The sequence below is a fragment of the Aureimonas ureilytica genome (genome assembly GCF_001475935.1).
Lineage (GTDB): Bacteria > Pseudomonadota > Alphaproteobacteria > Rhizobiales > Rhizobiaceae > Aureimonas > Aureimonas ureilytica_A.
Genome location: NZ_LDQA01000173.1, coordinates 1 through 577 on the forward strand (window position 1 = coordinate 1; position 577 = coordinate 577).

The 577-nt window shown below is 59.6% G+C and carries 1 protein-coding gene; it reads left to right on the forward strand.

Going from position 1 to position 577, the window contains the following annotated elements; translation table 11 throughout:
- A partial coding sequence (locus tag NS365_RS23325; RefSeq protein ID WP_153003948.1) for a response regulator occupies window positions 1–577 on the forward strand: 577 nt, incomplete at both ends.

Here is a 577-nt window from a genome sequence, read left to right on the forward strand (position 1 = left end):
GATCGTCGGCACCTTCAGATGTTGATAAGAGACAGGGCGATGCCTATGTGGCCGCCGTTCTGGAGGCGTTGATCGCCGAACCCAGCCTGTTCGACACGCAGGAAAGCCCCCGCATTTCTCTCTACAAGCTCTTCTCCTCGCTCTGGCAGTCGCTGGAAGTGAACGTTCGGGAGGATGCGCCCGTTTCGGCCTGGGAAGAGAAGGCCTCCCGCAATCTCCGTGGCATCTCGCCCTTGCCGCGTCAGGCTTTCCTTCTGGTGGCTGTCGAAGGCTTCACAACGGAAGAGGCCGCCACAATTCTCGGCGTCGGCGATGGCGATTTCTCCGAGCTGATCGATCAGGCGAGTTCCGATATCGGGCGTCAGGTATCGACCAACATTATGATCATCGAGGACGAGCCTCTGATCGCGATGGATATTGAGCAGATGGTCGAGAGCCTCGGCCATGGCGTGACCGGCATCGCCCGCACGCACAAGGAAGCCATCGCTCTGTTCGAACAGCAGAAGCCGGGAATGGTTTTGGCCGACATCCAGCTGGCCGACGGCTCCTCGGGCATCGATGCGGTCAACGAAATCCT